Here is a 25,739-nt window from a genome sequence, read left to right as displayed (position 1 = left end):
GATGTTTTTGTTTTGTTCACATTTCGCTGGCAGGGTCGCGCTGTCTTCACTAGGGTTCGACCATGCAGGGCACGATTCGCATCATCGGCATCGATCCGGGGCTTCGCCGCACCGGCTGGGGCATTATCGAGGCGCTCGGCAACTCGTTGCGTTTTGTCGCCTCCGGCACGGTGACCTCCGACGGCGACATGGATTTGGCCTCGCGGCTCTGCCAGTTGCATGACGGGCTGGCGGAGATCATCCATGCCCACCAGCCGGACGAGGCGGCGGTCGAGCAGACCTTCGTCAACAAGGACGCGACGGCGACGCTGAAGCTGGGACAGGCGCGCGGCATCGCCATGCTGGTGCCGGCGCGCGCCGGCCTGCGGGTCGCCGAATATGCGCCGAACGCGGTGAAGAAGGCGGTGATCGGCGTCGGCCACGGCGACAAGCAGCAGATCCAGATGATGCTGAAGGTGCTGATGCCGAAGGCGGAGTTCAAGGGCCCCGACGCCGCCGACGCGCTCGCCATCGCCATCTGCCACGCGCACAACCGCGGCAACCTGGCCAGTCGGATCGCCAAGCTCGCCGGCTGATTTGTTCTTGACTTGTTCTGGTTGTGACGATAAGTAATACCGAAGAGGTATTACAATGCGTGTAACGGAAAAAGGCCAAGTGACGATCCCGCGGAATGTGCGAAACAATCTTGGCATCGTGCCGGGATCGGAGGTGGAGTTCGTGCTTCAGGGCGACAGTGCCGTGCTGCGCCTTGTCGAGCCGTCTGCCGACGAACGCGAGCGGGACGTTCAGGCACTGGCCGAGCATCTTCACCGTCACAAGGGCTCGATGGCACTTGGCGACCTCGACGGCGATGCCTTCTACAAGCTGTTGCGCGATTGATGGCCACGCTTGTCGACACCAATGTCCTGATCGATCTCTTCCATTCCGGCAGCGTCTTTGAGGAGTGGTCTCTTCACGCGGTCACAGAGGCAAGGCGGCAGGGTGATCTACTGATCAACCCGTTGATCTATGCCGAGATGGCTGCCGGTTTCGCCACCGTCGGCGCGCTCGATGCGGCTCTCTCGCCGGTGTCGTTTCTTCGCGAGGACCTGCCGTGGGAGGCGGCGCACGCCGCGGGGCATGCTTTCCTGCAATATAAGCGGGGCGGTGGCGACAAGCGTTCACCCCTGCCGGATTTCTATATCGGTGCGCACGCCATGGTGCGCGGGCATAATCTGCTGACCCGCGATCCCGCGCGCTATAAAACCTATTTTCCGATGATCCGTTTGATCACACCCGAAACCCATCCCTGACGGACCTTTCATGATCGGCAAACTCAAAGGCACTATCGACGAGATCGGCGACGACCATGTGGTCCTCGACGTCCATGGGGTTGGCTACGTCGCCTTCTGCTCGGCGCGGACGCTTGGCAAGCTCGGTTCGGCCGGCGAGGCGGCGGTGCTGTTCATCGAGACCTATGTGCGCGAGGACCAGTTAAAACTGTTCGGCTTTCTGTCGGCGCTGGAGCGGGAGTGGTTCCGGCTCCTGCAGAGCGTGCAGGGGGTCGGCTCGAAGGTGGCGCTGGCGGTGCTGTCGACGCTGACGCCGGGCGAGCTTGCCAACGCGATCGCGCTGCAGGACAAGGTGCAGGTGTCGCGGGCGCCGGGCGTCGGGCCGAAGGTGGCCGTGCGCATCATCACCGAATTGAAGAACAAGGCGCCGGCCTTCGCCGGTGACGCCGGGCAGGCCATCGGCCTGAAGCAGGAGATCGGCGAGGGCGTGGCGCCGGCCCCGGTCGCCGACGCCGTCTCGGCGCTCACCAATCTTGGCTATTCGCGCGACCAGGCGGCGAACGCCGTCGCCGCGGCGCTGAAGAACGGCGGCGAGGGCGCCGACAGCGCCAAGTTGATCCGGCTGGGGCTGAAGGAGTTGGCGCGGTGATTGTCCGGCACGGCATTTCTTACTATCCTGCTGTCGGTAGGAATTTGGAGAATTTGTAAGACATGGGCGCTTTCACGACGCTCACGACGAAAGGGCAACTGACGATCCCGAAGGACGTGAGGGAGGCTTTGAACCTGAAGCCCGGCACACGCTTCTATGTAAGTGTCCGCAATGGGCAGGTTGTCGCGATCCCGAAGAACAAGAAGCTCGCCGACCTCGCGGGCGTTCTCGGCGATCCGCCGAACGGTGTTCGCCTCAGCATCGAGGAAATGAAGGAAGCGGTCATGGACGCGGCGGCGGCGGACGATGCGCGGATCACGCGTGAATCGTCCGGGTCGAAGAAATGATCGGTGTCGATACGAATGTGCTGATCCGGTTTCTGGTCAACGACGACCCGGACCAGAACGCCGGCGCTAGACAGTTCCTGTCGGAACGAACGACGGACGATCCGGCCTTCCTCAGTGCGGTGGCACTGGCGGAAACGGTCTGGGTGCTCCGACGGCGGTTCGGTTTCCCGATGCCGCAAATCGTCGCAATTCTCAGGGACCTTCTGGCAAGCGACAGCCTGATCATTGAACATACCGAGGAACTCGATGCCCTCCTCAACGGGGGCGATGAACCGGAGCCGGACATTGCCGATTACCTCGTCGCGTGGTCGGGCTTGAAGGCGGGCTGCCGCACGACGATGACGTTTGACCGGGTCGCAGCACGCTCCGTCGATGGAATGGAACTTCTGACATGACCGAAGCCGCACGGCTCATCTCCTCCGAACGGCGCGGCGAGGATGTCGATGCCGCGCTGCGCCCGCAGACGCTCGACGACTTCACCGGCCAGGCGGAGGCCCGCGCCAACCTGAAGATCTTCATCGAGGCGGCGAAGAACCGCGGCGAGGCGCTCGACCACGTGCTGTTCGTCGGCCCGCCCGGGCTCGGCAAGACGACGCTGGCGCAGATCATGGCGAAGGAGCTCGGTGTCAACTTCCGCTCCACCTCGGGGCCGGTGATCGCCAAGGCCGGCGACCTCGCCGCGCTGCTGACCAATCTCGAGGAGCGCGACGTGCTCTTCATCGACGAGATCCACCGGCTCAATCCGGCCGTCGAGGAAATCCTCTATCCGGCGATGGAGGATTTCCAGCTCGACCTGATCATCGGCGAGGGACCGGCGGCGCGCTCGGTGAAGATCGACCTGTCGAAGTTCACGCTGGTGGCTGCGACAACGCGGCTCGGACTTTTGACGACGCCGCTGCGCGACCGCTTCGGCATTCCGGTGCGGCTCAATTTCTACACGGTCGAGGAGCTGGAATCGATCGTGCGGCGCGGCGCGCGGCTGATGGGGCTCGGCATGACGGACGAGGGCGCGCGCGAGATCGCCCGCCGCGCCCGCGGCACGCCGCGCATCGCCGGCCGGCTGCTGCGGCGGGTGCGCGACTTTGCGGAGGTGGCGAAGGCGGAGGCGGTGACGAAGACGATCGCCGACGAGGCACTGACACGGCTGCTGGTCGACAACATGGGCCTCGACCAACTCGACCGGCGCTACCTGTCGATGATCGCGCACAATTTCGGCGGCGGGCCGGTCGGCATCGAGACGATCGCCGCGGGTTTGTCGGAGCCGCGCGACGCGATCGAAGACATCATCGAGCCCTACATGATCCAGCAGGGCTTTATCCAACGGACGCCGCGTGGCCGCGTCCTGACGGCCAACGCCTGGAAGCACCTCGGGCTGCAGCCGCCGAAGGACCTGGAGGCGTCGCAGTTCCGGCTGTTTTCCGAGGAGGACTGAGGTGATCACCCGGCGCGGTCTGCTGAGGGCCCTGGGCGGCGTCGCCTTCACCGGCTTCGCTACCAGCAGCTACGCCTTCGGCATCGAGCCGATGCTCAGGCTTCGCACCGCCGAATACCGGCTGCGCCCGGCAAACTGGCCGGAGGGGCTGAAGCTGCGCATCGTCGCGCTCGCCGACATCCACGCCTGCGAGCCATGGATGAGTGCCGAGCGCATCGGACGGATCTGCGAGGCGGCCAACGCGCTCGAAGGCGATCTGATCGTGCTTCTCGGCGACTATGCCGCCGGCATGAACCTGGTGACCGGCAATGTTCACTCCAAGGACTGGTCGAAGGCAATGTCCATCCTGCGGGCCCCACTCGGTGTCCATGCGATCATGGGCAACCATGACTGGTGGGAGGACCTGACCGCACAGGAAGCCGGAGGCGGCGACACATTTGGCCATCGCGCGCTGAGGGATATCGGCGTCGATGTATATGCCAACACGGCGAAGCAGTTGGGAAAGGATGGCCACGCCTTCTGGCTGGCCGGGCTCGAGGACCAGCTCGCCCTGCGACCCGGCAAGCGATGGAACCGCACATCTTTCATCGGGCTCGACGACCTCGACGGCACGCTGGCGCAGGTGACGGACGATGCCCCGGTGATCCTGCTCGCGCACGAGCCGGACATCTTTCCGCGCGTGCCGTTGCGCGTCTGCTTGACGCTGTCCGGCCATACCCATGGCGGCCAGGTCCGGTTTCTCGGCTATGCACCCGTCGTGCCGTCGGCCTACGGCAACCGCTATGCCTACGGGCAGGTGGTTGAGCAGGGGCACGACATGATCGTCTCCGGAGGGCTAGGCTGCTCGATTGCGCCGATCCGCTTCGGCTCGCCGCCGGAAATCACGGTCATCGAACTCGGCTGAGCCGTTGGAATGCGCCGTACGGCCGCCTCGTGGCGAAGCCGCGTGCTGCCGGCCCGTCCCGCCACAAGGCTGATGCTCGTCGCCTGAGTCGCGGCGGGCATTGATACACAGCTTGATCAGAAGGGCGTATCCTCGCAGCCTCCGGACAGAATCGAGGTCCATCATGGCCGCCTATCTGATCGCCGACGTCGACGTGTTCGACGCAACCGTTTTTGAGGAGTACAGGCGGGACGTTCCGGCAACCGAGGAGCGCTTCGGCGGACGTTATCTCGGCCGCGGTGGTGCAACCCGGGTGCTGGAGGGGGACTGGGAGCCGCATCGCCTGGTCGTGCTGGAGTTCCCGGGCATGTCTTCCTTGCTCGGGTGGTACAACTCACCGGGATATACGCGACTGAAGGCCGTTCGGGAGCGTTGCGCGAAGACCCGGATAATCGCGCTCGAAGGTGTCTGAGGGTAGCTGGTGTGAAATCGGTTTGTCCGGTCCACGGCACGGGCCGAATGCGGCGCCTCAACGGCCTTGCGGCACCTTTTTTCGCGGGGAGAGGAAAGCAAGCCGCACGGCTCATTCTGCTCGCTCGATTCAAACGGCCTCGTCCCCTCTCGCCGCATTGCGGGGAGAGGGGACGGTGAGGGACGAAGGCCGTGTGCGCGTTCAGTGTCGCGTGTGTGAATGATCCACGCGATCTGATTCAGGTATCTGTTCCGATGCATCTCGCCCGCTGCCGCTGCACGCTTTCGGGTGACGTGCAGCAGGAAGCGCCGCCCGAATGACGACCTTCCGCAGTGCGAACCACTGGACGATCGGCCTGGCTGCGGAAGCGACGTCGGGGTGCTTCCCTCGTCCAAGGACGCACGGCCGCCATCAGTGGCTGATGGTGGTGCCGGAGCCGACCTTGATGTGGCGCGTCTGTTCCTGCGCTGTGTTCTTCGGCAGCGTGATGGTGAGAACGCCGTTCGTCATGTCGGCGTGGACGTCATCGGGATTGATCGCGTGCGGCACGCGGATCGAGCGCTGGAACTGGCCGAAGGAACGCTCGGTGAAGTGATAGTTCTCCTTCTCCTCCTTCGTTTCCGTGCGCTTTTCGCCGCGGATGGTCAGGAGATCGTCATCGAGGGTGATATCGACATCCTCTTCGGCCACGCCCGGCAGTTCCGCGGTGATGCGGATCTGGTTCTCGGTTTCGGAGACGTTGATGCGCGGCATCAGCAGGCCTTCCTCGCGCTCCGCCATCGGCAGTCTCGTGCCGTGGAACACTTCGTCGAACAGCCGGTTCATGCCCGTTTGCAGGGAGAGGAAGGGATCGGTGCTCATGGAGGTGGCGGAAAACGGTATCAGTGAACGACGTACCATGGTAGTCACTCCTTCATCGACTGAAGGCCGGTCACCGTTGGGATGCCGCGTATCCGGTCACCGGCCAGGAGGGCCGGACAGGCGCACTTGGCGCATCCCTGTATGACCGAAATTTTAAAACAATGGGTGGGCAATTGGAACCGTGGTGCGGGGCAACCGGCCGCGACCGCACGTCGCAGCCCCAAAACTCGGCAGGAACGTGCCGTATTCGGCCGCTCGATCAGAGTGACGCGACGAGGCCGGTCACAGCCGCACGGAGCCGTCCGGCGCCGCCGGGCTTCCAGCCGAGCGACCGGATGTTTTCGGTCGCCATGGGGTTGAAGGCCGCAAGGTCGGCGGCGTCCGGCAGCGGGTGCGGGCAGCCGGTCGAGTCCCGGACGATGGAAAGGATGGCACGGGTGTCGACGAGGACATCGGAGACGTTGAAGACCTCGCCACCGATGTGCGCCGGATCGGCCTCGAGCATTAGCCGGACGGCGGCAGCAACGTCGTCGCCGTGGACTTCGGTGCCGGCGCGGACGGGAACTGGGCGGCCGGCGCGGTAGTCGTCGAACAGCGATTGCCACTTGTGCGGCCGGCCGGGGCCGACGGCTCCGTAGACGCCGGTGATGCGCAGGCTGGCGGTGGTGAAGGCGTCGCCGCCGAGCGCTTGCAGGCGGCGCTCGTCGGCGAGCTTGACCTGTCCGTAGAGCGTTTCCGGCTGCGGCGGCGTTTTTTCCGTGAGGGGCACGCCGCCGGGCTGCGGGCCGTAGACGGCGCGGCTGGAGAGGAAGATGCAGCGGCGTACGCCGGCCCGTCTGGCCGTTTCAAACAGGCGCACCGAGCCATCGAGATTGGCGCGGCGGAAGCCGGCCGGGTCGTCGCCTTCGCCGCTGCGATATTTTCCGGGCAGGTGCGAGAAGGCCGCATGGACGAAATGGTCGATGTCTTTGAAGGCGTCGACCTGGTTGAGGTTGGGGTCGAGGACGAGCGGAACGAAACGCACGTCTTTGGAGAATAAGCCGGCTGACGGCGGCGATCGGCCGCCGACCGTGACTTCGTGGCCGTGCGCGAGCAGATGCTCGACGATGAAGCGGCCGACATAGCCGGTGCCGCCGGAGACGAGGACGCGGCTCATGCGCCGGCGCGGCCGGCCTGCGCGGCGGTCGCTATCGGGGCAGGGTTGGGCAGGCTGTCGATGTCGGGGATCGGTGCCCCGTCGTGGAACGCCTGCCAGAGCGCGATCAGCGGCGCCAGCCGCTCCGCCTTCGGGTGGTTCGCCTCCCAGGGTTTTTCATACTGGTAGTGCAGCACGTGAATGCTTCTCCAGTCCCAGAGTTGCGGCAGGTTGAACCAGACATATTGCAGCATGTTCATGAAGACCGGCAGGCCGTGCCACTGCGGGAAGAAGGCCTGCAGAAAAGTCTGGTCGGTGCGTGGCCAGAAGGCGTCCGGTGCGTCGAGCCGTTCCAGCATGGCCGCGAAGGTGGCGGTCGAGGGGCGGGCGACGAAGACGCCGGAGTTCAGCCGGTGGAAGTCGGCGAGGCTCTCGTAGACGTTGGGGGCGGCGGAAAACTCGGGATAGGAAAAGAGCCGGTCGATGTTCTTCAGCACGATCGCGTCGGCATCGACGAAAATGCAGGCCTCGTACTCGACCAACTGCCAGAGCCGCAGCTTGACGAAATTGTCGAGCGGGGTGTGGAACGCCGGCTTGCGCCCCTTGGTAAAGGGGGCCGCGCCATGCAGCGCCGTGCGGGCATGGCGGGCGTTGAAGGCGTCGGAGAGCGGCAGCAGATCGGCCTCGACGAGACGGCAGCCGAGGGCGGCGAGGGAGCTGCGCTGTTCTTCCGCCAGTGCCGCCGTGTGCAGCATGACGATATCGGCCTGCGTGCCGGTCCTGAGCAGCGAGCGGACGAGGGCGGTCGCGCCCTTGGCATAGTCCGCATTGGTGACGAGCGTCACATAGGCCTGCCGCGCCCTTGGCGGTCCGCCACGCCTGATGCTGGCTTCGGAGGCGTTGGCCGTCATGATACCGATTTGAGCCTCCGGCCTTCGGGGTCGGGGTTGATGGTGGCGGCGATGTCGCGCGTCCAGGCGGAAACGGCCGGCACGCGCGAGCGGTCGACGCGGTATGCGAATTTTTTGGCCACGTCGACGATCTCAGAGAGAAGGCCGCTCTCCAGCGTGGTGGGATCGAGGCCAAGCGCACGGAACTTGTCATTCTCTACGACGAGGTCGTTTTCGGCCGCTTCCTTGCGCGGGTTCGGCAGCCAGGCGATCTCGCTGCCGGTGAGGCCGACGACGAGCTGGGCGAGGTCACGGATGCGGTGGGTCTCGGTCATCTGGTTGAAGATCTCGACCCGGCCGCCGCGGGCGGGCGGGTTTGCCAGCGCCAGTTCGATGCAGCGCACCGAATCCTGGATGTGGATGAAGGCGCGGGTCTGGTCGCCGGTGCCGTGCACGGTCAGCGGATAGCCGATCGCCGCCTGGATCAGGAAGCGGTTCAAAACCGTGCCGTAGTCGCCGTCATAGTCGAAGCGGTTGACGAGTTGCGGGTGCCGGCGCGTCTCGCTGGTGTGGGTGCCCCAGACGATGCCCTGGTGCAGGTCGGTGATGCGCAGGCCGTCGTTCTTCGCATAGAACTGGAAGAGCAGCTGATCCAGGCACTTGGTCATGTGGTAGATCGAGCCGGGATTGGCGGGGTAGAGGATCTCCTGGCGGGCGGTGCGGCCGTCCGTCGTCTCGATGCCGACCGGCAGGTAGCCCTCGGGGATCGCCGCACCGACCGTCGAATAGCCGTAGACGCCCATGGTGCCGAGGTGGACGAGATGGGCGTCGAGGCCGGTCTCGACCAGCGCATTGAGGAGGTTGTGCGTGGCCGAGACGTTGTTGTTGACCGTGTAGTTCTTGTGGCGGTCGCTCTTCATCGAATAAGGGGCGGCGCGCTGCTCGGCGAAGTGGATCACCGCATCGGGCCGCTCCTCGCGCAGCCAGTTCTTCAGGCGCTCGTAGTCGCGAGCGAGGTCGATCAGGTGGAAATGGATGCGGCGGCCGGTCTCGGCATGCCAGACGCGGGTGCGCTCCTGGATCGAGTCCATCGGGGTCAGCGACTGCACGCCGAGCTCGGTATCGATCCAGCGGCGGGAGAGATTGTCGAGGATATGGATCTCGTGACCGGCGTTGGAGAGGTGCAGCGAGGTGGGCCAGCCCACGAAACCGTCGCCGCCGAGAACCGCAATCTTCATCGCCGATACCATGGAATACCCCCATGCGTTGAGACCGCTCCGGTCATAGTGACCGAATATGACAGGAGTGCAATCCTTGCTTTTGCCCCGCCCTTCCTCCACAAGGCGGTGAAAATCTCCCATCTCGGATTGGACCATGACGAATTTCGATCACGCCCTTGCTGGAGAACTGACCGCTGAAGGCCACCGGCTGGTGCAGCGCGTCTACTACGAGGACACGGATTTTTCGGGTTTCGTCTACCACGCGCGCTATCTGCATTTCATGGAGCGCGCGCGCACCGACTACCTGCGCTGCCTCGGCGTCGAGCAGGGGGCGCTGTCGATCGAGGGCGACACGGAAGGGCTGATGTTCGTCGTCCACCGCATGGAGATCGACTTCAAGGCGCCGGCCAAGATGGACGACATCCTTACCGTGCTGACGCACACCGAGAAGGCGGGCGGGGCGAAGATGGTGCTGCAGCAGCAAATCCGCCGCGGCGAGCAACTCCTGATCGCCGCCAAGGTGGTGATCGCCGTGATCAACGCCAAGGGCCGACCGCGGCGGCTGCCGGAGGAGCTTGCGGCGCAGTTTCTCTCGGCTACAGCTGGCCAAGCGGGATAATGTCAGTGGTTCGTTACGGCGCTGACGATGCGATCGGTCAGCGACTGCTTCCATTTGCGCGTTTCCGCCCACGGATCGGTCTCTTCCAGGCGCTGCAGGACGACGGGAATTGTGAAGGCATTGGCTGCGTCTAGAGCGGCCAGCTCCGTCCAGGACACCGGGGTCGCAACCGGTCCGCCCTTCCGGGCGCGGGTCGAATAGGGGGCCACAGCGGTGGCGCCGCGCTCGTTGCGCAGCCAATCGATGAAGATTTTGCCCTTGCGCTTGGCCTTCGACATGGTGGTGACATAGCGGTCTGGCCTGGCATCGGCGAGCCGCTGCGACAACGCCTTGGCAAAGGTCTTCACGTCGTCCCAGCCCGCCTTCGGGACGAGCGGCACGATCACATGCACTCCCTTGCCGCCCGTCACCATGGGTATCGTTTGCAGGCCGACTGCAGCGAGCACGTCACGCAACTCGACGGAGGCCTGCTTGACCTCCTCGAAGCCGATGCTTTCATCCGGATCGAGGTCGAAGATGATCCGGTCAGGCTGCTCGAGCTTGTCGGCGGTCGCGCCCCAGATGTGGAATTCCAGCGTGCCCATCTGCACGGCGGCGACGAGGCTCTTTTCATCCGTGATCGCCATGTAGTTTTCGGTTTCGCCGGACGATTCCCGGATCGGTACCTGCTTGATCTCCTCGGGAAAGCCGTCGCCTGCGTGCTTCTGGAAGAAGCAGTGGGCGATATTGCCGCTCGGGCAACGCACGAGCGAAACCGGATGCTGGGCAGCGTGTTGAAGCATTCGCGGGGCGGCTGCCTCGTAATATCGCGCCAGGTCCAGTTTCGTGATGTTGCCTTCCTTGAAGAGAACGCGTTCGGGATGGCTGATGGAGACGCCCACGACGACATTGCCCTTGGGCGAAGGCTTCGACGGGGCCGCGGCATTCGCCCCCGCTCGAGCGGAGGCGGGCGATGACTTGCCTCGCGGAGCAGCTTTGGCGGCGTCTTTCTTTGGCTGTTCCAACACCACGGTCCGGGCCTCCTTGTCCTTGCGCAATCCTTGGAATGATCCGTGCCGGACGTGTCCGTCGTCGGTGAACTCGGCGAAATCGACTTCGGCGACGAGATCGGGTTCAAGCCAGACGGTGCCGCGGGCATACTCCTTCGGGACCGATGCAAACGGTGATGCCTCGCGGACGCGCTTGGCGAACAACGCGGCAAGCTCCGCCAATGTTTCATCGTTGAAGCCGGTGCCGACCCGACCCCGGTAGATGAGGCTGTCTTTTTCGAAGGTGCCGAGCAGGATCGAGGCGAAGGGGCGGCTGCGCTTGTCGGACGGTGTATAGCCACCGATGACGAACTCCTGCCGCCGCGTGCACTTGACCTTGAGCCAGCTGCCGACCCGGCCTGACCGGTAGGCATCGTCGGCGCGCTTGGCGACGATGCCTTCCTGCCCCGCTCGGCACATGCTGCGATAGACCTCGTCCGCATGACCACGCACGTGCTCGCTGAATTTCAGGATCCGGCCATCGGAACCCGCCAGCAGCGATTTCAGCAACGCTTTGCGCTCCAACAGTGGCGTCCTCAGGATGTCCTTGCCGTCAAGATGCAGGAGGTCGAAGGCATAGAGCACGGTCTGTCCACCATGCTTCAATGCCTTTTGCAGCGCCGAGAACTGCGAGCCCTCGCCACCGACGGCAACGGCCTCCCCATCGATAAGCGCGCTTTCGCAATCGAGTTCCGACAGGGCCGTGGCGATGTCGGGAAACTTTTCCGTCCAGTCGAGACCGGTGCGGGTATAGCAGGTGACCCGTCCATCGCCGATCGCGGCCAGCAGCCGGTAACCATCGAACTTCACTTCGTTCAACCAGTCGTCGCCTTCCGGTGCGGAGGTGCTGAGGGTGGCGAGTTGCGGGGCGCGAAAGGCGGGCTGGCCGGCCGCTTTGGTGTTGGCTTTTTTTTTACGCGGCCGGGCAGGGGCGCGAGCGCTCCCTTGCGAAGGTTCTCCGAGACGGGTTCGTCCGAATGCCAGACATGGGGCTTGGTCTCGCCCTTGCCTGTGGCGATTTCCGCCATCGTGCGCCCGGTGACGACGCTTGTGTCGTTTTCCCTCAAGACGCTCTCGCCGTCATCGGACGCCTCCGCATCGCGCTCCTTGATGAGCAGCCAGTTCTCGTGCTTCTCGCCTGGGCGGGGCTTCATGCGCACGAGCGCCCAGCTGCCGGTGAGGCGGCGGCCATAGAGGCGGAATTTCAGCTTGCCCTCCTTCAAGCCCTCCTCCGGGTCTTCCAACGGCTCCCAATGGCCGACATCCCAGAGCATCACCGTGCCGCCACCATACTCACCCTTCGGGATCGTTCCCTCGAAGTCACCATAGGCCATCGGATGATCCTCGGTGTGCACGGCGAGGCGCTTGTCGTCCGGATCGAGGCTCGGCCCGCGCGTCACGGCCCAGCTTTTCAGCACACCGTCCCATTCGAGGCGGAAGTCGTAGTGCAGGCGGGCGGCGGCGTGTTTTTGGATCAGATAGGTGAGGCCGCTCTTCGACCTGCGTGCAACCTCGCCCTTCGGTTCGCTCGTCTTCGAAAAATCGCGCTTGCGGTTGTATTCCTTGAGGTTCTGCTGAGGCGTCGCCATTGTGACCTCACGCCGATTTCGGCCGGCGGCTGGCGGCCGGCTTGGATCTCTTTGCCGGGCCACCGCTGCCCTCGAGGCTCTTCTTCAGCGCCGCCATCAGGTCCACGACGTTGCCGCCGGTGGCGGCACGACGTTCTCCGGGGGAGATTTCGTCGGCGCCGACGAACTGGACCAGTTCAAGAGTCTTCTTGGTCTCGCGCTTGACCGCGTCGATCTCCTTCGGCTGCAGCAGCACATACTTGCCATCGTCAAGTTCGTAGCCCTTGACGATGTCGTCCTCCTTCACCGCGCCGACGCCCTCGACGATCTTCTCGTAGTGGATCGGCTTGCCGGTCGGTTTGTGGATCTGCCGGAAGGAGGTGCGACCACCAGATTTCGTTGCGCTGAAGAGCTCGACGGGGATCGAGACGAGCGACAATCGAAGTTGTCCTTTCCACATTGCCCGAGACACCATTGTCATCGTCTCCCAATGGGGAGGTCGCTCAAATTGGGCGCAACCTCCTGCTGCTTGCAGCCAGGCATTCCAGACAAAGTATAGGACCGTTATGCATTTCCTCAAGCGGTGGGCAGAGGGATGGACTGCTGGCAGCGCTTGGCAAATGTGCGACCGGCGAATTGGTTCCGTCGGGCGGAAATCGCCGCGAGATGATATTCGACCCCGCCCGGTAATACTCCCTTAACCATAATGATGTCTTACTCGAACCACTGGATTATGTGCGCTGCACGTCATCCTTTAACCAAAATTGACGGCAAGAAGGCAGTTGAAAGCGTTAGATCGGCGTGGCAGCCGGCGACATCAACCGGACATTCTTGACGGAAACGCGGAGCGGTTGCGGACACATTCGAACCGCCAGCTCCAGAGGTTTGCGAAAAGCCGGCTCGGCAAATCCGAAACTCCCATCGGATGTCGGTCCGGCAAGGATGAAGACCCGGTGCGATGGCCATGGTCCGTGCCGGGTGTTTGGATTCGGGGACAGAAGTCTATGGAACAGGTAGGTTTGGCAGCAACGACCGATGTGAGCCTCTGGTCGCTCTTCATGCAGGCCGGCTTGGTCGTCAAGCTGGTCATGCTCGGGCTGATCGCGGCGTCGGTTTGGACCTGGGCGATCGTCGTCGACAAGACGCTCGCCTACGGCAAGGCGCGTCGTGCCCTCGACAGCTTCGAGCAGGTGTTCTGGTCCGGGCAGTCGCTGGAGGAGCTCTACCGCACGCTGTCGGACCGGCAGACGTCCGGCATGAGCGCCATGTTCGTCTCCGCCATGCGCGAATGGAAGAAGAGCTTTGAGCGTGGCGCCCGCTCGCCGATCGGCCTGCAGATGCGCATCGACCGCGCAATGGACGTGACGCTCGCGCGTGAATCCGAAACCCTCGAAGCTCGCCTCGGCTCGCTGGCGACGATCGGTTCGGCTGCTCCGTTCATCGGCTTGTTCGGCACCGTCGTCGGCATCATGACGTCGTTCCAGGCAATCGCCGGCTCGAAGTCGACCAACCTCGCCGTCGTGGCGCCCGGTATCGCCGAGGCGCTGCTTGCCACCGCCATCGGCCTGCTGGCCGCTATCCCGGCCGTTATCGCCTACAACAAGTTCACCGCCGACGCCGGCAAGCTGACGGCGCGCATGGAAGGTTTCGCCGACGAGTTCTCCGCCATCCTTTCGCGCCAGATCGACGAGAAGCTGCAGCCGCGCCAGGCGGCGCAGTGACCGGCCGACGTTAAGCAGGAGACGAAGCCATGGGCATGTCAGTCGGGGGAGCCAAGGGCGGCGGCGGTCGCCGCAGGCGCGGCGGTCGAAAGGCCGTCATGAGCGAAATCAACGTGACGCCGTTCGTCGACGTCATGCTCGTGCTGCTGATCATCTTCATGGTCGCCGCTCCGATGATGACCGTCGGCGTGCCGCTCGATCTGCCGAAGACCTCTGCGAAGGCGCTCAACGCCGAGACCCAGCCGATCACCGTTTCGGTGAAGGCCGACGGTGCCGTGTTCCTGCAGGAAACGGCGATCCCGGTCGAGGAGATCGCGGCCAAGCTCGAGGCCGTCGCCACCACCGGCTACACCGAGCGGATCTTCGTGCGCGGTGACGGCGCAGCCCCCTACGGCGTGATCGCCGACGTCATGTCGCGCATCCAGCAGGCGGGCTTCACCAATATCGGCCTCGTCACCGAGCAGAAACCGGACAATTGATCAGACCGCGATGAAGGGCAGCCTCGCCACATCCGCCGCATTGCATATCCTGGTGCTCACCATGGCACTGGTGTCGATCGGCAGTCCGGAAAGCTTCGATGTCGCCGATGTCGAGGCGATGCCGGTCGACATCGTGCCGATCGAGGAACTGACGCAGATCCAGCAGGGTGACAAGAAGGCGCCGATGGCGGAAAAATCCGCGCCCGTGCCGACCAAGCGCCAGGATGTCGTCGAGAATGCCGAGAATGCCGGCGACAACGACATCGACATGAAGACGCCGCCGACACCGGACAAGAAGCCGCAGAGCACTGAGACGGCTGCCGCACCCCCAAAATCTGAAAAGGCCATCCCCACGCCCGAGCCGGCAAAGGAGCCGGTCGAAGAGGTGCAGAAGACCGAGCCTGCGACGACGCCGGCCACCGAGGTGGCGAAGGAAACCGAGCCGAAGCAGGACGTCAAACCCGACGCCAAGCCGGAAGAGAAGCCGACCGAAGAAGCTCCGGCCGAGGTCGCCGAAGCCGAAGCGCTTCCGGAAACAGGACCCGTTCCCGAGGTGAAGCCGAAGCCGGCGCAGGCGCAGACCGCCAAGACCGAGGACCGCAAGAACGAGGACAAGAAGAAGGAGCAGAAGAAGTCGGCTTCCGCCAAGGAAAGCGACTTCAACGCCGACGAGGTGACGGCGCTCCTGAACAAGACCGAGAGCAAAGGTGGCGGCGCCAAGCGCTCGACGGAGACGGCCTCGCTCGGCGGCAAGAAGACGACCGGCGGCTCCAAGCTGTCGATGAGCGAGATGGATGCGCTGCGCGGCCTGATCCAGAACAACTGGTCGATCATCCCCGGCATGGCGGATGCGAGCGACGTGCGCATCAAGGTGTCGATGCAGCTCGATCCGGACGGCAACATTGTCGGCGAACCGGAAGTCGTGGCGACCGGTGGCTCGGAAGCGGCGCGCCGGGCGCTGGCCGGCGGTGCACGCCGCGCGATCCTGAAATCGGCGCCCTTCGATAAGCTGCCGAAAGACAAATACGATGCCTGGAGCGAAGTCGTGGTGAACTTCGATCCGAGCGAAATGATGTGATGCCAAGTGGCATGAACCCTAGGAAGGCCTAGAACGCATGTTGAGACGCACTTTTCTCCATTCTGCCGCCGGGTTGACCGGCCTTGCGGCGACCGTGTCGCCGGCCATGGCGCTGGTCGAGATCAACATCAACAAGGGCAATGTCGAACCACTGCCGATCGCGGTGACGGATTTCATCGCCGGCGGCGACCTCGGCCAGAAGATCACCGATGTGATCGCGGCCGACCTGAAGCGCTCCGGACTGTTCGCCCCGGTCAACAAGCAGGCCTTCATCGAGAAGATCTCCAATCCGGACCAGCCGCCGCGCTTCGAAGACTGGAAGGTCATCAACGCGCAGGCGCTGGTGACGGGCCGGGTGGTGCAGGACGGCGGCCGCCTTCGCGCCGAGTTCCGCCTGTGGGACACGTTTGCCGGCCAGCAGATGACCGGCCAGCAGTTCTACACCCAGCCGGAGAACTGGCGCCGCGTCGCCCACATCATCGCCGATGCGATCTATGAGCGCATCACCGGCGAGAAGGGCTACTTCGACACCCGCGTCGTCTATGTCGCCGAGAGCGGCCCGAAGACTGCCCGCAAGCGGCAGCTTGCCATCATGGACCAGGACGGCGCCAATGCGCGCGCGCTGACGAACTCCAACGAGCTGGTGCTGACCCCGCGCTTCTCGCCGAGCCGGCAGGAAATCACCTACATGTCCTTCGAGGGCCAGCAGCCGCGGGTCTACCTGCTGCAGCTCGAGACCGGGCAGCGCGAGGTGGTCGGCAACTTCCCCGGCATGACCTTCGCGCCGCGCTTCTCGCCGGACGGTCAGCGGGTGATCATGAGCCTACAGCAGGAAGGCAACGCCAACATCTACACGATGGACCTGCGCTCGCGCACGACGACGCGCCTGACCTCGACAGCGGCCATTGACACCGGTCCCTCCTACTCTCCGGACGGCACGCAAATCGTCTTCGAAAGCGACCGTGGTGGGCGCCAGCAACTCTATGTGATGAGCGCCGACGGTTCTGCACAGAACCGGATCTCGTTCGGTGACGGCTCGTATTCGACGCCGGTCTGGTCGCCGCGCGGCGACCTGATCGCGTTTACGAAGCAGTCGGGTGGCAAGTTCTCGATCGGCGTGATGAAAGCCGACGGTTCGGGCGAGCGGATCCTGACGTCGGGTTTCCACAATGAGGGCCCGACCTGGGCACCGAACGGCCGCGTGCTGATGTTCTTCCGTCAGAACGCCGGTGCGGGCGGTCCGCAGCTCTTTTCGATCGACTTGACCGGCTACAACGAGCAGCAGATCCCAACGAATGGCTTTGCTTCCGATCCCGCCTGGTCGCCGCTTCTGGAGTAGTTGTCCCGCAAATTGTGACGGCGCCGCCGCTTTCTCGCCTCAAAGTCCTGTAAACCAGGCATCGAACGGCGAGGGATTCGGCGGCGTCTGTCGTTTATGCCGGGGAATGGGGATCATTGCGAAAGCGTTTGTTAACCATAGTCGTTGAAAGCCGGTTAACCGCGTGCGGTTACAGTCTGGCAACCCTGATTGAAACCCAAGCCCCATCGAACTGATGCAAGGAGACCGGCTGATGAGCCGCATTGAAATCCCGGCCGCTGGCCGCATGCAGAATCTCGCTCGCAACCCCGCCATGATCGCCCTGTTCATGGGGCTCGCACTTGCCGGCTGCGCCAACAAGAAGAACATGCCCAACAGCGCCGGCGAACTCGGCCTGAACAATGCCACCCCGGGCTCGACGCAGGACTTCACCGTCAACGTCGGCGACCGCATCTTCTTCGACACCGACTCGACCTCGATCCGCGCCGATGCGGCTGCGACCCTCGACAAGCAGGCTCAGTGGCTGCAGAAGTATTCGAACTACGCGATCACGGTCGAAGGCCATGCCGACGAGCGCGGCACGCGTGAATACAACCTCGCGCTCGGCGCCCGCCGTGCGACGTCCACCAAGCAATACCTCGTCAGCCGCGGCGTTCCAGCCAACCGCATTCGGACGATCTCCTACGGCAAGGAAAAGCCGGTCGCCGTCTGCGACGACATCTCCTGCTGGTCGCAGAACCGCCGCGCCGTTACCGTTCTCGGCGGCGCCGGAATGTAAGCAGCGCCGGTCGGCTGAAGACAGCTACCGACGAGGCCTGCCAGCGATGGCGGGCCTTTTGCATTGAAGGGGTACGGCCAAAACGAAGGTTGCTCCGGCGCGCGCAGTTTTTTATCACACTTTGGCCGAACTCCGTTGCTTTTTGGGAGCATTTGGAAAAACCTGCGGCGCGCGCGACAATGCGCAAATCGGACGAACGGGACAAAGATATGAAGAAAATCGTCGCGGCAAGCCTGATCGGCTTGGCAGCTCTCGCCGGGCCAGTGGACGCGCTGCACGCGTCTCCGCTCTCGGCGCTGGCGAACCGCTTGATGCCGGCTACCGGCAAGGCGGACAACGGGGTCGTGCTGGCCCAGGCCAACGATGCGATGCGCATCGGCCAGCTCGAAGAGCAGATCCGCTCGCTCAACGGCCGGATCGAGGAGATGAGCTTCCAGCTGCTGCAGATGCAGGAGCAATTGCGCAAGACGCAGGAAGACAACGAATACCGCTTCCAGGACCTGGAGAGCGGCAAGGGCGGTGGCAAGAGCGGCGCGCTGGACAAGCCGCTCGGCCAGAGTTCTGACACCAGCCAGACGGCAGCAACGGAGCTCCCGGCGGATCCTTCCGCCGCGGGCACGACCGACACGGCCTCCGCCGGCGGTCTGGCGCCGCAGGAGCAGAACCTCGGCACGATCCGCTTCGACGAGCAGGGTAACCAGATCGGTGCCGAAAAGAACGAGAGCGCTTCGGTCGGCAGCGGGTCGCTTCCGGACATCGATAGCGGTCTGCCGACGGCCGGCGGACAGGCAAGCGGTTCGCTCGACAATCCGGATGAGATTTACAAGGCGGGTTATGGCCACGTGCTCTCGGGCGACTACGCGCTGGCCGAGAAGGAGTTCCGCGACTATCTCGACATCTTTCCCGAGGGCGACAAGGCCGCGGATGCCAGCTTCTGGCTGGGCGAAGCACAGTATTCGCAGGGCAATTTCAACGAGTCCGCCAAGACGTTCCTGAACGCGCACCAGACCTACAACAAGTCCAAGAAGGCGCCCGAGATGCTCCTGAAGCTCGGCATGTCGCTTGCCGCGCTCGACAACCGCGAAACCGCCTGTGCGACGCTGCGCGAAGTCGGCAAGCGCTATCCGAATGCCTCCAAGGCCGTGAAGACCAAGGTCGCCAGCGAGCAGAGCCGGCTCGCCTGCTGATACGACGGAGCGACGTCGTGAACGGTCGCAAGAGCCCGGGCATCGACGAAACGATCGCCCAATTTCTCAAAAGTTTCCACAAACCCGCACGGTTGCTAGTTGCCGTTTCCGGTGGCGGCGATTCCGTCGGCTTGCTGCTCGCGCTCGATGATGGGCTGAAAACAGGCCGCTTTGGCGGATTTTCCCTTCTTGCCTGCACCATCGACCATGCGCTGCGCGCCAATTCCGCCGACGAAGCTCGTTGGGTGGCAGCGCTCTGTGCGCGCCGGGGTATTTCGCACGTGTCGCGCCGCTGGGACGGGCCCAAACCTGCAGCCGGCATCCAGGCCGCGGCACGGGACGCGCGCCACGCGTTGCTGTCGGAAGTCGCGCGCGACAATGACGCCGACGCGATCCTGACAGCGCACAGTCGCGATGACCAGCTCGAGACGATCGCCATGCGCAAGGCGCGCCGGAGCGAGGGCGCCGGCCTTGCCGGCATTGCATCGGCGACGCTTGTGTTCGGCAGTACATGGGTGCTGCGACCGTTCCTCGACGTGCCGCGGGCCGATATTCGCGCCTACCTGCAAGCGATCGGCCAGGACTGGATCGAGGATCCGAGCAACCTCAATCGCACCTTCGAACGCGTTCGTGTCCGGTTGGACGGGATGGACGGTGGTGCTGGAGCGGCCATGTCCACCGATGCGTTGGAGGCAGGCGACCCGGCGCGCGCGTCGGAACTACGCATGCAGACTTCACACCAGGGTGCCGCGTTCCTGTCCGGTCAGGTCCGGGTGTTCGATGCCGCATTCGCACGGCTGCCGGCTTCGGCGGTGCCGGCGCTCCTGGGTGGCCAGCCGGAATGGCGCGCTCTGCTGGCGCTGGTCGCAGTCCTCGGCGGCCGCGAGCACCAACTGGAAACAGATGCATCCGAACGTCTCAGGGTGTTTCTCGGAAGCGCAAGGTTGTCGCGGATGACCGCGGGTAGGGTGGTGTTCGACCGCCGCCGCGAGGGTCTGTTTCTCTACCGCGAGCATCGGGAGATTGCGCCTGTCACCGTTGCGCCGCACGATCGATCGATCTGGGACAGTCGTTGGCGGGTGCACAATCGGTCGAGCGGGGAGTTGACTGTCCGGGCCGCGGCGGATGTGCTCGAACACAGCATTGCCGCAGACGACGTACCATCGGGCGTCGTCAGGCGGGTGGCGCGCAGCCGTCCGCTCGTACTGGTGGGCGATGAACGGGCAGGGCCCGACCGCTTCGCTATCGAGCCGATATTTTCACCTTACGACCGCTATCTCCCGGTCTTCGAACTGCCGCTGGCGCAAGCGATTGCTGCACTGTTTGCGCGCGCACCGTATCCCGCCCCGCCAATTCGGATCGGGTGCGACGACTCGCGTCGTGGTGAAATTCGCCCGGATGGTGCATAGGGCTGCATAGTTGCCGCGAAATTTCGCCGAAACCGCAAATCCGCCATAGCCGTCAACGATAATTCCGGAAATGGCCGAGGGCCGTTCGGTTTGCCTTGGCAAGGCGGTACTGCGACCCTATGTTAGGTGCAAATGAGACGGCACAACACCTGTAGCCGAGAAAACGCCCGGAAAGCCCGATGAATCCAAATTTCCGCAATGTCGCCCTCTGGGCCATCATAGCGCTCCTGCTGATCGCTCTCTTCAGCATGTTCCAGACGAGCCCGGCGCAGACCGGTTCGCGGGATGTTCCCTACTCGCAGTTCCTCAAGGAGATCGATGCGAGCCGGGTCAAGGAGGTCGTGATTACGGGCAACAAGGTCGTCGGCAGCTATGTGGAGACCGGCACCACCTTCCAGACCTATGCGCCGGCCATCGATGACGCGCTGCTGGAGCGGCTGGAAGCGAAGAACGTGGTGGTCAATGCCCGTCCCGAGAGCGATGGCTCCAACAGCTTCCTGAGCTATATCGGCACGCTGCTGCCGATGCTTCTGATCCTCGGCGTCTGGCTCTTCTTCATGCGCCAGATGCAGGGCGGCTCGCGCGGCGCGATGGGTTTCGGCAAATCCAAGGCGAAGCTTCTGACCGAAGCGCATGGCCGCGTCACCTTTGCCGACGTCGCCGGCGTCGATGAGGCCAAGCAGGACCTGGAGGAGATCGTCGAGTTCCTCCGCGACCCGCAAAAATTCCAGCGCCTCGGTGGACGCATTCCGCGCGGCGTGCTGCTGGTCGGTCCTCCGGGTACCGGTAAGACGCTCTTGGCGCGCTCGGTCGCGGGCGAAGCCAATGTGCCGTTCTTCACCATTTCCGGCTCCGACTTCGTCGAGATGTTCGTCGGCGTCGGCGCAAGCCGTGTCCGCGACATGTTCGAGCAGGCGAAGAAGAACGCGCCCTGCATCATCTTCATCGACGAGATCGACGCCGTCGGCCGTCACCGCGGCGCGGGCCTGGGCGGCGGCAACGACGAGCGCGAACAGACGCTGAACCAGCTGCTCGTCGAGATGGACGGCTTCGAGGCGAACGAGGGCATCATCCTGATCGCCGCCACTAACCGCCCCGACGTGCTCGACCCGGCGCTCCTGCGTCCCGGCCGCTTCGACCGCCAGGTCGTCGTGCCGAACCCGGACATCGTCGGCCGCGAGCGTATCCTCAAGGTTCACGTGCGCAACGTGCCTCTAGCCCCCAACGTCGACCTCAAGGTGCTGGCGCGCGGCACGCCAGGCTTCTCCGGCGCGGATCTGATGAACCTCGTCAACGAGTCGGCGCTGATGGCGGCGCGGCGCAACAAGCGTCTCGTCACCATGCAGGAATTCGAGGACGCCAAGGACAAGATCATGATGGGTGCGGAGCGCCGCTCGTCCGCCATGACCGAGGCCGAGAAGAAGCTGACCGCCTACCACGAGGCGGGGCATGCGATCCTGGCGCTGAACGTGCCGATGGCCGATCCGCTGCACAAGGCGACGATTATCCCGCGCGGCCGAGCGCTCGGCATGGTGATGCAGCTCCCCGAGGGCGATCGCTATTCGATGAGCTACAAGTGGATGGTGTCGCGTCTGGCGATCATGATGGGCGGCCGCGTCGCCGAGGAGATCACATTCGGCAAGGAGAACATCACCTCTGGTGCTTCCTCCGACATCGAGCAGGCGACGAAGCTGGCCCGCGCAATGGTGACGCAGTGGGGCTTCTCCGACCAGCTCGGCCAGGTGGCCTATGGCGAGAACCAGCAGGAGGTCTTCCTCGGCCATTCGGTGGCACAGTCGAAGAACGTGTCCGAATCCACCGCCCAGAAGATCGACAACGAGATCCGCCGCCTGATCGACGAGGCCTATTCGGAAGCCAAGCGCATCATCACCGAGAAGCACCACGAGTTCGTGGCGCTGGCCGAGGGCCTGCTCGAATACGAGACGCTGACCGGCGATGAGATCAAGGCGCTGATCCGCGGCGAGAAGCCGGCCCGCGACCTCGGAGACGACAGCCCGCCGCATCGCGGCTCGGCTGTGCCGAAGGCCGGCCAGAAGAAGGGCGGCGAGGCGGAAGGCGGGCTGGAGCCGCAGCCGCAGTGACACCGTTTGGGCGGGTCAACGACAAGTACTGACGTTTCAGGGCGTCGCGTGAAAGATCACGCGGCGCCTTTCAGCATCGGCAGGATGCGTTCCAGAAGCGCGAGCGCGACCACGATCCAGACAAACACGATCACCGCCATGCCGATGCGGGAGGCGGGCAGGGCGATCCGCTCGGCGGCCCGTGCCCGCAGTTCAGCGCGGATGTCCGGCGGGATCAGCTTCAGGGCGGCAAGCGTCCCGAGCGGGACGATGATCAGGTCGTCGAGGTAGCCAAGCACGGGGATGAAGTCGGGGATCAGGTCGACCGGCGAGAGCGCGTAGGCGGCAACCATTGCCGCAACGGCCTTGGCGGGCCAGGCAACGCGCCGGTCGCGGGCGGCGAGCCAGAGGACGATCACGTCGCGCTTGATCGCGTAGGCCCAGGTCTTGGCTGTATCGATCCAGGTCATCGCATGCCCGTCGGCGGCTGTCCGGTTGCAGCTATTGGCGCCGCATTCTAGGTAGGCCCATGCTGCGTCGCAATGGACTGTTGCTCGACCGTATCGGCCGGTAACGGCCTGTAACGGAATTTCAAGTGCTCTCGGTTTCGATCTGTGGCAAAGAGGCGAAAAGAGCCGCGATCAACAGCGCCCAGCGTTTGGGCAGCCGTCGGCGGCTCGGCACGACATTCAGGAGCATAGATGAAGCGTCGCTATTTTGGAACGGACGGCATCAGGGGCCAGTCCAACGTTTTCCCAATGACGCCAGACCTCGCAATGCGGGTTGGCATCGCCGTCGGTACGATTTTTCGCCGTGGCACCCATCGCAACCGCGTCGTCATCGGCAAGGACACGCGCCTGTCCGGCTATATGCTCGAGAACGCGATGGTGGCGGGCTTTACGGCGGCGGGCGTCGATGCCTTCGTCCTCGGACCGATCCCGACGCCGGCCGTTGCGATGCTGACGCGGTCGCTCCGCGCCGATATCGGCGTGATGATCTCCGCCTCGCACAATCCCTTCGAGGACAACGGCATCAAGCTTTTCGGCCCCGACGGCTACAAGCTTTCCGACGAGTTGGAAATGCAGATCGAGGCGCTGCTGGAAAACGATGCCGTGCCGCAACTCGTCAAGGCCGGCGAGATCGGCCGGGCGAAGCGCATCGACGGTGTTCAGGACCGCTATATCGAATATGCCAAGCGCACCCTGCCGCGCGATGTGACTTTGCATGGGCTTCGGGTCGTGATCGACTGCGCGAACGGCGCGGCCTATCGGGTGGCGCCGGCAGCCCTCTGGGAACTGGGCGCCGACGTGGTCACGATCGGCGCCGATCCGAACGGCACGAACATCAATCTCGATTGTGGCTCGACGCACCCCGAGACGCTGCGGCGCAAGGTGGACGAGGTCCGCGCCGACATCGGCATCGCGCTGGACGGCGATGCGGACCGTGTGCAGATCGTCGACGAGAACGGCAGGCTGATCGACGGCGACCAGCTGATGGCGGTGATCGCCGAAACCTGGGCGGCTGACGGCTTGTTGAAGGGCGGCGGCCTGGTGGCGACCGTCATGTCCAACCTTGGGCTCGAGCGCTACCTCAAGAGCAAAAAGATCGGACTGCACCGCACGCAGGTTGGCGACCGCTACGTCGTCGAGCACATGCGTCAGCACGATTTCAATGTGGGCGGTGAGCAGTCGGGCCACATCGTCCTTTCCGACTTCGGCACGACCGGAGACGGGCTTGTGGCGGCGCTGCAGGTGCTGGCCTGCGTCAAGCGCAGCGGCAAGCCGGTCAGCGAGGTCTGCAATCGCTTCGAGCCGGTGCCGCAAGTCCTGAAAAACGTGCGCATCGCCGGCGGCAAGCCGCTCGAGGACGCGGGCGTGCTTGCGGCGATTGCGGAGGCCGAAAACGCTCTTTCCAAGAGCGGTCGCCTGCTGATCCGCCCGTCCGGAACCGAACCGCTGATCCGCGTGATGGCCGAAGGCGACGACCGGTCGAAGGTCGAGCGCATCGTCGACGAACTCGTCGGCGTCATTGGTTCGGTGCGCAGCGCCGCCTGAGGCTGGTCTGCCTGGCAGGAAGAATTATTCAAAGGCCGAGGTCTTCACCTCGGCCTTTTTGTTTTGCCGGAAGCAGTCGTCGCGGTTCGTCGCCCACCACTGTCGGTCTCGCATTTCTTACCCGAGGGTTAACACCTAGGGTAAATGCCTGTAGTTAATTGCAACTTAACTTTTCCCCGCCATTATCCATGACGATCGATGAATTGGGTCCTGCGTCCGTCCGCAGCGCCCGACAATCTTGTTACGGAGTTGGGCCATGAGAATGTTAATGAGTACCGCCCTTGCAGCTCTGATTGTGAGCTCTTCGGCGTTTGCGGCTGACCTCTACCAGGCGACGCCTGCCCCGATCGCACCAATCGAACCGGTCGTATCAACCAGCGGCTGGTATCTGCGCGGCGATGTCGGTTACGCTTGGAATCACCTGCGCGGAGCCAGTTATTGGCAGGGCGGCCCCGGCGGTTACAATGCGGACTTCGATGACGTCGATATCGATGACAGCTGGGTGATCGGCGGCGGTGTCGGTTACCAGTGGAACGATTACTTCCGCACCGACGTGACGCTCGACTACATGTTCGACACCGATTTCGAGGGCTCGACGAGCGGTAGCTGCGGCGTCGCTGGCAACTGCGTGTCCACCGATCGCGCCTCGATGTCCGCGCTAAGCCTGCTCGTCAATGCCTATGTCGACCTCGGCACCTATGGCGGCGTTGCCGGTGGCTTCGGCGGTGTGACCCCTTACGTCGGTGCCGGTATCGGCGCGACGCGGGTCAACTGGGGCAGCCTGCGCAACACGTCCTGCGACGTAAACGATCCCAGCAACTGCGACGGCTCGGTCAAGCACAGCGGCGAAGACAGCTGGCGCTTCACCTATGCGCTGATGGCGGGCGCATCCGTCGACCTGACCTGCAACTGGGCCGCCGACGCCGGTTACCGCTTCCGCCAGGTCGCCGGCGGCGACATGTTCGGCTATGCCATGAACGGCGGCCCGGGCGATGACGACGGCTTCTACATCCACGAGGCTCGCCTCGGCCTGCGCTATACTTTCAACAGCTGCGAGGTGCCTTACGTCCCGCCGGCGGAGCCTATCGTCTACAAATAACGATCGCGCAACGCATGCCAGCAAAAGCCGCCCGCACCGTCGGGCGGCTTTCGTCGTTTCCGGAAAGCGACGGGACGAAAGGTGCGGCGGTTTTACCTCATCCGGCCGATCCCTGCCGACGTGATCCCACGCCCAACGCCTGACGCGTCACTGCCCAATA

At 64.2% G+C, this 25,739-nt stretch carries 26 protein-coding genes and 1 pseudogene; 20 read left to right on the top strand and 7 right to left on the bottom strand.

Annotated elements, in window-relative coordinates; genetic code table 11:
* Positions 1-62 precede the first annotated feature (62 nt).
* From ruvC to AC1DDS_RS11715, 9 genes are all read left to right on the top strand, one after another.
* Positions 63-575, top strand: coding sequence for a crossover junction endodeoxyribonuclease RuvC (gene ruvC / locus AC1DDS_RS11755; protein ID WP_477479065.1), 513 nt, complete (start codon positions 63-65; stop codon positions 573-575).
* 79 nt (positions 576-654) lie between these two features.
* Positions 655-879: an AbrB/MazE/SpoVT family DNA-binding domain-containing protein gene (locus tag AC1DDS_RS11750; RefSeq protein ID WP_477479064.1), complete on the top strand. Its 225-nt coding sequence runs from the start codon at positions 655-657 to the stop codon at positions 877-879.
* Positions 879-1,292, top strand: coding sequence for a type II toxin-antitoxin system VapC family toxin (locus AC1DDS_RS11745; protein WP_477479063.1), 414 nt, complete (start codon positions 879-881; stop codon positions 1,290-1,292). Before AC1DDS_RS11750 ends, AC1DDS_RS11745 begins: the two co-directional genes overlap by 1 nt.
* Positions 1,293-1,302: 10 nt before the next feature.
* Positions 1,303-1,920: a Holliday junction branch migration protein RuvA gene (ruvA, locus tag AC1DDS_RS11740; RefSeq protein ID WP_310421827.1), complete on the top strand. Its 618-nt coding sequence runs from the start codon at positions 1,303-1,305 to the stop codon at positions 1,918-1,920.
* A gap of 62 nt (positions 1,921-1,982) precedes the next feature.
* Positions 1,983-2,267, top strand: a complete 285-nt coding sequence (locus AC1DDS_RS11735; RefSeq protein ID WP_477479062.1) for an AbrB/MazE/SpoVT family DNA-binding domain-containing protein — start codon at positions 1,983-1,985, stop codon at positions 2,265-2,267.
* Entirely contained in the window at positions 2,264-2,662 is a 399-nt protein-coding gene (locus tag AC1DDS_RS11730) for a PIN domain-containing protein (RefSeq protein WP_477479061.1), read from the top strand. Before AC1DDS_RS11735 ends, AC1DDS_RS11730 begins: the two co-directional genes overlap by 4 nt.
* Positions 2,659-3,699: a Holliday junction branch migration DNA helicase RuvB gene (gene ruvB, locus AC1DDS_RS11725; protein ID WP_374837820.1), complete on the top strand. Its 1,041-nt coding sequence runs from the start codon at positions 2,659-2,661 to the stop codon at positions 3,697-3,699. Before AC1DDS_RS11730 ends, ruvB begins: the two co-directional genes overlap by 4 nt.
* A 1-nt stretch (position 3,700) precedes the next feature.
* The gene (locus AC1DDS_RS11720; protein WP_477479060.1) at positions 3,701-4,603 is read left to right on the top strand and encodes a metallophosphoesterase; all 903 of its coding nucleotides are present in this window, start codon (positions 3,701-3,703) and stop codon (positions 4,601-4,603) included.
* A gap of 163 nt (positions 4,604-4,766) precedes the next feature.
* On the top strand, positions 4,767-5,054 hold the full coding sequence (locus AC1DDS_RS11715; RefSeq protein ID WP_477479059.1) for a DUF1330 domain-containing protein: 288 nt from the start codon (positions 4,767-4,769) through the stop codon (positions 5,052-5,054).
* A gap of 411 nt (positions 5,055-5,465) precedes the next feature.
* Here AC1DDS_RS11715 and AC1DDS_RS11710 read toward each other — a convergent pair whose 3' ends face one another.
* The 4 genes from AC1DDS_RS11710 to AC1DDS_RS11695 form a co-directional block, all read right to left on the bottom strand.
* Entirely contained in the window at positions 5,466-5,954 is a 489-nt protein-coding gene (locus AC1DDS_RS11710) for an Hsp20/alpha crystallin family protein (RefSeq protein ID WP_477479058.1), read from the bottom strand.
* Between the two features lie 220 nt (positions 5,955-6,174).
* Entirely contained in the window at positions 6,175-7,071 is an 897-nt protein-coding gene (locus tag AC1DDS_RS11705) for an NAD-dependent epimerase/dehydratase family protein (RefSeq protein ID WP_477479057.1), read from the bottom strand.
* Positions 7,068-7,961: a glycosyltransferase gene (locus tag AC1DDS_RS11700; protein WP_477479056.1), complete on the bottom strand. Its 894-nt coding sequence runs from the start codon at positions 7,959-7,961 to the stop codon at positions 7,068-7,070. Before AC1DDS_RS11700 ends, AC1DDS_RS11705 begins: the two co-directional genes overlap by 4 nt.
* Positions 7,958-9,178 (bottom strand): NAD-dependent epimerase/dehydratase family protein, encoded by a 1,221-nt coding sequence (locus tag AC1DDS_RS11695; RefSeq protein WP_477479336.1) that lies wholly within the window; start codon positions 9,176-9,178, stop codon positions 7,958-7,960. The genes AC1DDS_RS11700 and AC1DDS_RS11695 overlap by 4 nt, the downstream gene beginning before the upstream one ends.
* A gap of 136 nt (positions 9,179-9,314) precedes the next feature.
* Between AC1DDS_RS11695 and ybgC the strand changes: the two genes are divergently transcribed.
* Positions 9,315-9,779: a tol-pal system-associated acyl-CoA thioesterase gene (gene ybgC / locus AC1DDS_RS11690; protein ID WP_477479055.1), complete on the top strand. Its 465-nt coding sequence runs from the start codon at positions 9,315-9,317 to the stop codon at positions 9,777-9,779.
* 2 nt (positions 9,780-9,781) lie between these two features.
* Here the strand turns inward: ybgC and ligD are convergent.
* Both ligD and AC1DDS_RS11680 read right to left on the bottom strand, forming a co-directional pair.
* Positions 9,782-12,396, bottom strand: a pseudogene (ligD, locus tag AC1DDS_RS11685) (DNA ligase D).
* Between the two features lie 7 nt (positions 12,397-12,403).
* The gene (locus AC1DDS_RS11680) at positions 12,404-12,850 is read right to left on the bottom strand and encodes a Ku protein (protein ID WP_477479054.1); all 447 of its coding nucleotides are present in this window, start codon (positions 12,848-12,850) and stop codon (positions 12,404-12,406) included.
* Between the two features lie 529 nt (positions 12,851-13,379).
* Between AC1DDS_RS11680 and tolQ the strand changes: the two genes are divergently transcribed.
* From tolQ to ftsH, 8 genes are all read left to right on the top strand, one after another.
* Entirely contained in the window at positions 13,380-14,096 is a 717-nt protein-coding gene (gene tolQ / locus AC1DDS_RS11675) for a protein TolQ (RefSeq protein WP_310421855.1), read from the top strand.
* Positions 14,097-14,125: 29 nt separating this feature from the next.
* Positions 14,126-14,575: a protein TolR gene (tolR, locus tag AC1DDS_RS11670; RefSeq protein WP_310421858.1), complete on the top strand. Its 450-nt coding sequence runs from the start codon at positions 14,126-14,128 to the stop codon at positions 14,573-14,575.
* A 10-nt stretch (positions 14,576-14,585) separates the two neighbouring features.
* Entirely contained in the window at positions 14,586-15,653 is a 1,068-nt protein-coding gene (gene tolA / locus AC1DDS_RS11665) for a cell envelope integrity protein TolA (protein WP_477479053.1), read from the top strand.
* A 37-nt stretch (positions 15,654-15,690) separates the two neighbouring features.
* Positions 15,691-16,992, top strand: coding sequence for a Tol-Pal system beta propeller repeat protein TolB (tolB, locus tag AC1DDS_RS11660; protein WP_310421864.1), 1,302 nt, complete (start codon positions 15,691-15,693; stop codon positions 16,990-16,992).
* 232 nt (positions 16,993-17,224) lie between these two features.
* Entirely contained in the window at positions 17,225-17,749 is a 525-nt protein-coding gene (gene pal, locus AC1DDS_RS11655) for a peptidoglycan-associated lipoprotein Pal (protein ID WP_477479052.1), read from the top strand.
* A gap of 209 nt (positions 17,750-17,958) precedes the next feature.
* The gene (gene ybgF / locus AC1DDS_RS11650) at positions 17,959-18,936 is read left to right on the top strand and encodes a tol-pal system protein YbgF (protein WP_310421870.1); all 978 of its coding nucleotides are present in this window, start codon (positions 17,959-17,961) and stop codon (positions 18,934-18,936) included.
* 17 nt (positions 18,937-18,953) lie between these two features.
* Positions 18,954-20,345, top strand: coding sequence for a tRNA lysidine(34) synthetase TilS (gene tilS / locus AC1DDS_RS11645; protein WP_477479051.1), 1,392 nt, complete (start codon positions 18,954-18,956; stop codon positions 20,343-20,345).
* Between the two features lie 179 nt (positions 20,346-20,524).
* Positions 20,525-22,447: an ATP-dependent zinc metalloprotease FtsH gene (gene ftsH, locus AC1DDS_RS11640; protein WP_477479050.1), complete on the top strand. Its 1,923-nt coding sequence runs from the start codon at positions 20,525-20,527 to the stop codon at positions 22,445-22,447.
* A gap of 56 nt (positions 22,448-22,503) precedes the next feature.
* On the opposite strand, the gene AC1DDS_RS11635 is transcribed toward ftsH, so the two are convergent.
* Positions 22,504-22,896, bottom strand: a complete 393-nt coding sequence (locus tag AC1DDS_RS11635) for a YkvA family protein (RefSeq protein ID WP_477479049.1) — start codon at positions 22,894-22,896, stop codon at positions 22,504-22,506.
* Positions 22,897-23,127: 231 nt separating this feature from the next.
* Here AC1DDS_RS11635 and glmM point away from each other — a divergent pair, with 231 nt between their 5' ends.
* Positions 23,128-24,480 carry a phosphoglucosamine mutase gene (gene glmM / locus AC1DDS_RS11630; RefSeq protein WP_477479048.1) on the top strand — a complete coding sequence of 451 codons (1,353 nt, stop codon included), beginning with the start codon at positions 23,128-23,130 and terminating at the stop codon, positions 24,478-24,480.
* 256 nt (positions 24,481-24,736) lie between these two features.
* Positions 24,737-25,579: an outer membrane protein gene (locus AC1DDS_RS11625; protein ID WP_477479047.1), complete on the top strand. Its 843-nt coding sequence runs from the start codon at positions 24,737-24,739 to the stop codon at positions 25,577-25,579.
* Positions 25,580-25,739 lie beyond the last annotated feature (160 nt).

It is taken from the genome of Mycoplana sp. 10N416 (genome assembly GCF_056394765.1).
This window is presented reverse-complemented; position numbering and strand designations above follow the sequence as displayed.